At 59.3% G+C, this 7,191-nt stretch carries 7 protein-coding genes; 2 read left to right on the top strand and 5 right to left on the bottom strand.

Annotated features, from left to right (window positions below; translation table 11 throughout):
- Both CW267_RS03750 and ybjG read right to left on the bottom strand, forming a co-directional pair.
- A partial coding sequence (locus tag CW267_RS03750; RefSeq protein ID WP_133124734.1) for a DeoR family transcriptional regulator occupies positions 1-334 on the bottom strand: 334 nt, incomplete at its 3' end.
- Positions 335-436: 102 nt separating this feature from the next.
- Complete coding sequence (gene ybjG, locus CW267_RS03745; protein WP_012542354.1) at positions 437-1,030, bottom strand: undecaprenyl-diphosphate phosphatase; 594 nt, start codon at positions 1,028-1,030, stop codon at positions 437-439.
- A 326-nt stretch (positions 1,031-1,356) separates the two neighbouring features.
- Here ybjG and kdeA point away from each other — a divergent pair, with 326 nt between their 5' ends.
- Positions 1,357-2,589 (top strand): multidrug efflux MFS transporter KdeA, encoded by a 1,233-nt coding sequence (gene kdeA / locus CW267_RS03735; protein ID WP_032732730.1) that lies wholly within the window; start codon positions 1,357-1,359, stop codon positions 2,587-2,589.
- Between the two features lie 41 nt (positions 2,590-2,630).
- Here the strand turns inward: kdeA and CW267_RS03730 are convergent, their stop codons facing one another.
- Together CW267_RS03730 and CW267_RS03725 are read right to left on the bottom strand one after the other, a co-directional pair.
- A complete protein-coding gene (locus CW267_RS03730; protein ID WP_008805807.1) occupies positions 2,631-3,443 on the bottom strand; it encodes a Cof-type HAD-IIB family hydrolase in 813 nt (270 codons plus the stop codon).
- Positions 3,443-4,645 carry an MFS transporter gene (locus CW267_RS03725; protein WP_008805808.1) on the bottom strand — a complete coding sequence of 401 codons (1,203 nt, stop codon included), beginning with the start codon at positions 4,643-4,645 and terminating at the stop codon, positions 3,443-3,445. Before CW267_RS03725 ends, CW267_RS03730 begins: the two co-directional genes overlap by 1 nt.
- A gap of 82 nt (positions 4,646-4,727) precedes the next feature.
- On the opposite strand from CW267_RS03725, the gene CW267_RS03720 reads away from it, so the two are divergent.
- Positions 4,728-5,291 (top strand): TetR/AcrR family transcriptional regulator, encoded by a 564-nt coding sequence (locus CW267_RS03720; RefSeq protein WP_012542353.1) that lies wholly within the window; start codon positions 4,728-4,730, stop codon positions 5,289-5,291.
- Between the two features lie 179 nt (positions 5,292-5,470).
- On the opposite strand, the gene CW267_RS03715 is transcribed toward CW267_RS03720, so the two are convergent.
- Positions 5,471-7,156, bottom strand: coding sequence for an aspartate:alanine antiporter (locus CW267_RS03715; RefSeq protein ID WP_008805810.1), 1,686 nt, complete (start codon positions 7,154-7,156; stop codon positions 5,471-5,473).
- Between the last annotated feature and the right edge of the window lie 35 nt (positions 7,157-7,191).

Here is a 7,191-nt window from a genome sequence, read left to right as displayed (position 1 = left end):
CGATGGCGTCAATGATCCACGGCGTGGTGGTCCCGCAGTCGAAGAAAGCCATCTGATGGGCCTCTAGCAGCGCGGCCGCATGGCGAGCGGCGCGGCGCTTTTCCTCGACCAGCCGGGTTTTTTGATCGCTTAGCAGGTAATGGGTGGCGCTGCGCGGCTCCAGCACAATGTATCCGCCGAGCAGCACAACCGGGCCGCTGTGGCCATTGAGGTCGCGACGAATGGTCATTTCCGACACCCCAAGCAGGGAGGCGGCTTCTTTCAGATGTAGCTTATCGCTGCGTTTGAGTGCCTGAATGAGCTGACTGATACGTTCGTCACGGCGAGTTTCCATATTCCCTCTGCGCTAAAATCGCCCTGCGGGGGCAGGGCGTTAGCGGGATTTTACCTGTCGCTTACGGGTTAGTCACGCGGTGGCCGCAGCGACGGCTGGCGTTTAGCCGCGTACCCAGCCTTTGCGGATCGGCAGGGAGAAGCAGAGACGATACAGTCGCTGCAGCTGGCGATACAGCGCCGGTCCGAACGTATGCCAGATCAGCGCCGCACCGAGGCAGCCGCACATTCCGGCCAGCAGACCGCCGACCATATCCAGAGGCCAGTGCACGCCGAGATAGACGCGGGACCAGGCGATGGCGGCGGCGATGGCCATCAGCAGCGCGCCGGACCACAGGCGGTGCCAGAACAGAAAAGCCAGGGCAAAGGTAAAGCTGACGGTGCCATGATCGCTGGGGAAGGAGTCGTCCGCCGCGTGATGCAGGAAGTTATAGCCTACGCCGGCGACAAACGGCCGATCGTGCGGATAGAGGTGGCCGATCGCCCACGACACGGTTAGGCTAATCATCAGCGCCAGCATCAGCTTAAACACCATCTGCCGCTGGGCAGGCCCCCACAGCCATAATGTCACTACCAGCAAGGGCACGATCAGAATCAGATCTTTGGCGATCAGGATCGCCACCTCAATGGCCCACTGCGGCGAGGCCGGCGTCGCGTTGATCAGGGCGAACAGCGCGTAGTTAATATTTTCCAGCATAGACTTCCAGGCTCGTTGGTCCGATAGCAAATAAGCCGCCTACCCTAAAAAAAAGCGGTGTGGAGATAAAGCAGCATTGTCTTAAAGATCAGGTTGTTAAGAAATCTTGCAAATGGATTTCAATGCTAACCGCCTGAAAAGCGCCAGTATATCGTTTGTCACATTGCTGAAACATAAACGGAATATATACGCAGGCTGAATAGCAGGGGGAGAGTGCGGACGGCGGCGCGCAATTCGCAATATTGTGCGGTGTCACCCACAATTCACTATCTCCGCGCCGGGAGTTTCATTACACTTTGCGCGATTTTTGATAGATAAGAGATTTCATGCAAAATTATTCGCTTTCAGGCCGCCGCCTCGGAAGGCAGGCGTTGCTGTTCCCGTTATGTCTGGTGCTGTACGAGTTTTCCACCTATATCGGCAACGATATGATCCAGCCGGGTATGCTGGCCGTGGTTCAGGAGTTTCAGGTGGGCAACGAATGGGTACCTACCTCGATGACCGCCTATCTGGCTGGCGGCATGTTTTTACAGTGGCTGCTGGGGCCGCTGTCGGACCGTATTGGCCGCCGCCCGGTGATGTTGACCGGGGTGGTGTGGTTTATCGTCACCTGTCTGGCGACGCTGCTGGCGCAGACCATTGAGCAGTTTACCCTGCTGCGCTTCCTGCAGGGGATCAGCCTGTGCTTTATCGGCGCGGTAGGCTATGCGGCGATCCAGGAGTCTTTTGAGGAGGCGGTGTGTATCAAAATCACCGCCCTGATGGCCAACGTGGCGCTGATTGCTCCGCTGCTGGGGCCGCTGGTGGGCGCCGCCTGGGTGCACGTGCTGCCGTGGGAGATGATGTTCGTCCTGTTCGCCGTGCTGGCGGGCATCTCGTTCGTCGGGCTGCAGCGGGCGATGCCGGAAACCGCGACGCGGTTGGGCGAAAAGCTGTCGGTCAAAGAGCTGGGTCGTGACTATCGTCTGGTGCTGAAAAACCTGCGCTTCGTCGCCGGCGCGCTGGCGACAGGCTTTGTCAGCCTGCCGTTGCTGGCGTGGATTGCCCAGTCGCCGGTGATTATTATCAGCGGCGAACAGGCCACCAGCTATGAGTATGGCATGCTGCAGGTGCCGATTTTCGGCGCGCTGATTGCCGGTAACCTGGTGCTGGCGCGCCTGACTTCGCGCCGTACCGTGCGCTCGCTGATTATCATGGGCGGCTGGCCGATCATGTTTGGTCTGATCCTCTCCGCGGCGGCGACCGTGGTCTCTTCCCACGCTTATTTGTGGATGACCGCCGGCCTGAGCTTCTACGCCTTCGGAATTGGCCTCGCGAATGCCGGTCTGGTGCGCTTAACGCTGTTCGCCAGCGAGATGAGCAAAGGCACGGTCTCGGCGGCGATGGGAATGCTGCAGATGCTGATCTTCACCGTCGGCATCGAGCTCAGCAAACATGCTTATGAACTGGGGGGCAACGGCTTGTTCAGCCTGTTTAACCTGCTGGGCGGGGTACTGTGGCTGGGGCTGATGATCTACTTCCTGAAAGATAAAAGCGTCGGCAATTCGCAGCAGGCGTAACCGGTGGCAAACCCGGATGCACAAAGGCATCCGGGGTCTTATCAGGCGAACGGCGCTTCGCGATTTAACACCTTATCAATAATCTGCAGCACGCCTTCTTCGTTGTTGTGCGGCGCGTGATGGCTGGCGACAGCTTTGACGTCTTCCCGGGCGTTGGCCATGGCAAAGCCAAATCCGGCGTGCTGCAGCATCTCGATATCATTGCCGCTATCGCCGAACGCCACCACCTCATGATCCTCAATGCCCCAGCGCTGCTGCAAAATGCGCAAGCCGTTGGCTTTGTGCACCCCAGGCATAATTAAGTCAATACTGCCGTAGCCGGTGGCCACCGCGGTGACCATATCCCCCAGCGCCGCGTGCAGCTTCGGCTGAATTTCCGGGATCAGGCTGTCCGGTACGTTGAGACCAAATTTGAGGATCGCATCATCAAGGTGGTTAAAATCATCCACCAGTTCGAGGCGGTGATAATACTTCGCCGCCACCGTCTTCAGCGCGTCGTTATAGCGGTTGAGAGTGTAGGCGCTGCGCTTCCCGCAGGCGATGATTTCGATATTCGGCAGGGTCTGCAGATGATCGACCACGGCGTTGAAATGGTGGAGCGGCAGCTGGCAGTTGAAGACGTCTTCATTGCCGCTCACCACCCAGCCGCCGTTTTCCGCCACAAAGGCGATCTGATGGGCGATCTCCGGGAAAAAGGAGATCAGCTGATAATACTGGTTGCCGCTGGCGACCACGAAGCGAATATTCTGTTCACGCATTCGCTGGTACTGGGCGAGGAAGCGCGGCCGGTTGTAAGTTTTGGCATCGCTTAAAAAGGTGCCGTCCATATCCACCGCAATCAGTTTGATGCTCATTAGCTGTTCTCCATAACGGGTTCAGATTGTGGCTTAGCCACCGCGCGGGCGACCAGTGCCGCCACCATCACCAGACCCAGCACCACCATCATGGCGCTGCGCAGGCCGAAGTGTTCGCCGAGGAAGCCCAGCAGCGGCGGCCCGACGAGGAAAGCAAGATAACCGGTGATCGCCACCACGCTGACGCGCTTGGGCGCGTCCGGCCCGGTATCGCTGGCGGCTGAGATGGTCAGCGGGAAGCCGAGCGAGGCGCCGATGCCCCACAGCAGTACCGAGATGCCCGCCACCCAGGGGTTATCGACGAAGATGATCAGGCCAATACCCAGGGCGCCCATCACCGCGCTGCCGCGGACCACCGTCACCCGGCTGTAGCGATCGATAAACCAGCCGCCGGTAAAGCGGCCCAGCGTCATGCCGAGGGTGAAGCCGGCATAGATCAGCGAGCCGGAGGTGGGGCTAAAGCCGTGGCCGTCCACCATCAGCAGCGGCAGCCAGTCGTTGGCCGAGCCTTCGGCAAAGGCCATCGCCAGGACGATGACCCCGATCAGCAGCAACTGCGCGTCGCGCCATACCGGCAGACCTTTCGCCTCTCCGTGGGCGGCTTCGGCGGCATTTTTACCGGTGCCATCGGGAATGGCGCGGATGGCAATGGCGATGGGCAGAATAGCCACCAGCGCGGCCGCCAGGATATGCGGGGCGGCAGGCAGGCCGAATCCGGTCACTGCCATGCCCACCCCGGCGCCGAACAGGGTGCCGAAACTGTAAAAGCCATGCATCATCGGCAGCACCGTTTTATTCATCTCTCGCTCGATGGCCGCGCCTTCGACGTTAATAGCGACTTCTGCAGAGCCAAAGCTGGCGCCAAAGATGGCCAGGCCGAAGGCGAACAGCGGGGCGGAAGAGACCCACAGGGCCAGGCTGAGCACCAGCATGCCGAGTACGGCGAAGGACATGGTGGTGCGGATGACCTTGCGGGTACCAAAGCGCTTCACCAGCCACGCTGAGCAGAGAATACCGCTCATTGACCCCACCGACAGACCAAACAGCACCACGCCCATTTCTGCCGTAGAAAGCATCAACTGATCGCGGATCGCCGGCGTGCGGGTAGCCCAGGAGGCCATTAATAAGCCGGGGATGAAAAAGAACATAAACAGCGCCCACAGCCGAAGCTGGAGCGCTCTGCGCGAGGTTTGCGTCGTCATCCGTAAACGCCTTAAAGGAGAAGAGTGAAGACAACAGTAGCAAGCATGTGTACATTTGTACATAAACCGGAAGAGGAAAATCATGGCCCGTAGACCGAACGATCCGCAGCGCCGCGAGCGCATCCTGCAGGCGACGCTGGACACCATCGCGGCGCACGGCGTCCAGGCGGTGACGCACCGCAAAATCGCCCTCTGCGCGAATGTGCCGCTGGGGTCGTTGACCTATTATTTCAGCGGTATCGAGGCGCTGGTTGAGGAGGCGTTCAGCCTGTTTACCGCCGAGATGTCGGCGCAGTATCAGCAATGCTTTGCCGGGGTAACGAACCGGGAACAAGCCTGCGATGCCATCGCGGAGCTGATCTTCAGCGCCCAGGTGACCACGGCGCGCAATATGGAGCTGATGTATCAGCTGTACGCGTTCTGCAGCAGTCAGCCGGCGCTAAAGGGGGTGATGCAGAACTGGATGCGGCGCAGCCAGCAGACGCTGGAGCAATGGTTCGCCCCCGATACCGCCCGCGGCCTCGACGCCTTTATTGAAGGAATGACCTTGCACTTTGTCACCGACCGCGCGCCGCTGTCGAAGGCGGCAATCCGGCTGCTGGTTGGGCAGCTGGCGGGGGAGAGGGCGCAGGAAGAGGGGCGCTGAGGCGGTGCGAGACATGCGTAAGGGCTAAATGCAGGCAACAAAAAACCCATCAACCTTGAACCGAAGTGGCGGGGTTGATGGGCTCCACAAAATGGGGACATCAAAGAAAAGCAGTGGCATTACTTATGACTGATGCCCTGAGAAAAAGTTCTGCCTGTGACGGCTTTTTTCTCAAAAATTTATTGTAGCCCTGGCCAGATGATCACGATGAGCGTCCCGGCAAGGGTAAGCAGCACGTTGGCGATGGCGTAGGTGCCTGCGTAGCCGAGCGCCGGAATGTTGCTGCGCGCGGTATCGCTGATGATCTCCATTGCCGGGGCGCAGGTGCGGGCGCCCATCATGGCGCCAAACAGCATCGCCCGGTTCATGCGCAGCACATAGGCGCCGAACAGGAAGCAGATCACCACCGGCAACAGGCTGACAATAAGCCCTGCCGCCAGCATCTGACCGCCGACGGCGCCCAGACCGTTATTGATCCCGGCCCCGGCGCTGAGTCCGACCCCGGCCATAAACACCATCAGGCCAAACTCTTTCACCATGTTCAGCGCTCCCTGCGGGATATAGCCGAAGGTTGGGTGGTTGGCGCGCAGGAAGCCAAGCATAATGCCGGCGAACAGCAGGCCGGCGGCGTTGCCGATGCCGAAGCTAAAAGAGCTGAACTGGAAGGTGATCATGCCGATCATCAGGCCGACGATAAAGAAGGCGCAGAAGGCCAGCAGGTCGGTCACCTGGCTGTGAATGGAGATGAAGCCGATGCGGTCGGCCACGGTTTTTACGCGGCGGGCGTCGCCGCTGACCTGCAGCACGTCGCCTTTGTTCAGCACCACGTTATCGTCGATAGGCATTTCAATCTGGCTGCGGATCACCCGGTTTAAGAAGCAGCCGTGGTCGGTGAGTTTCAGCTGCGCCAGGCGGCGGCCGACGGCGTTGTGATTTTTGACCACAATCTCTTCGGTGACGATGCGCATGTCGAGCAGATCGCGGTCGAATACCTCTTTGCCGTTACGGAAGCTCGGGTCGAGGCGGGCGTGCGCGTCCGGATAGCCCACCAGCGCAATATCGTCGCCCATCTGCAGCACCGCGTCGCCGTCCGGGTTGGCCAGAATGCCGTTGCGGCGGATGCGTTCGATATAGCAGCCGGTCTGGCGATAAATCCCCAGTTCGCGCAGATTTTTGCCATCCGCCCAGGCCACCAGCTCCGGGCCAACGCGGTAGGCGCGGATCACCGGCAGGTACACTTTACGTTTTGAATCGGTATCGAGGCCGCGCTCGCGGGCGATTTGTTGGGCGCTGGTCTGCAGATCCTGATGCTGCAGCTTGGGCATATAGCGGGCGCCGACGATCAGACTCACCAGGCCGACCAGGTAGGTCAGGGCATAGCCGAGGCTCAGATGGTCAAGCGACTGCGCCAGCTGATCGCTGGGCAGGCCGAAATGGCGCAGGGTGTCGCCCGCGCCCACCAGCACCGGGGTGGAGGTCATGGCGCCCGCCAGCATACCGGCGGTAAGACCAATATCCCAGCCGAACACTTTGCCCAGCACGGTGGCGATCAGCATCGCGCTGCCGACCATCACCAGCGCCAGCATCAGGTAGTTTTTGCCGTCGCGGAAAAAAATGGAAAAAAAGTTGGGCCCGGCTTCCACGCCGACGCAAAAAATAAACAGCATAAAGCCGAGATTAAGGGCATCAGTGTTAATCGCGAAATGCTGTTGACCTAATAAGAGAGAAACGACTAAAACGCCAATGGAATTACCAAGTTGTACTGAGCCGAGACGCAGTTTTCCCAGGCATAGTCCTAATGCAAGTACAACGAATAATAACAGGATGTAATTCCCGTTTAACAAATCTGCGACGTTTATATTCACGAAAGCCAACTTCTCATTTACTAGTAAGTTGTTGA

The organism is Klebsiella sp. X1-16S-Nf21, from assembly GCF_002837615.1.
Lineage (GTDB): Bacteria > Pseudomonadota > Gammaproteobacteria > Enterobacterales > Enterobacteriaceae > Klebsiella > Klebsiella variicola.
The sequence above is the reverse complement of the archived record's forward strand: the minus strand, read 5'-3'. Positions and strand labels throughout refer to the sequence as shown.

Bases quoted from the DNA above. Each gene is read 5' to 3' on its own strand.
- kdeA (WP_032732730.1), top strand. From the start codon at position 1,357: ATGCAAAATTATTCGCTTTCAGGCCGCCGCCTCGGAAGGCAGGCGTTG.
- ybjG (WP_012542354.1), bottom strand. From the start codon at position 1,030: ATGCTGGAAAATATTAACTACGCGCTGTTCGCCCTGATCAACGCGACG.
- CW267_RS03720 (WP_012542353.1), top strand. From the start codon at position 4,728: ATGGCCCGTAGACCGAACGATCCGCAGCGCCGCGAGCGCATCCTGCAG.
- CW267_RS03730 (WP_008805807.1), bottom strand. From the start codon at position 3,443: ATGAGCATCAAACTGATTGCGGTGGATATGGACGGCACCTTTTTAAGC.
- CW267_RS03725 (WP_008805808.1), bottom strand. From the start codon at position 4,645: ATGACGACGCAAACCTCGCGCAGAGCGCTCCAGCTTCGGCTGTGGGCG.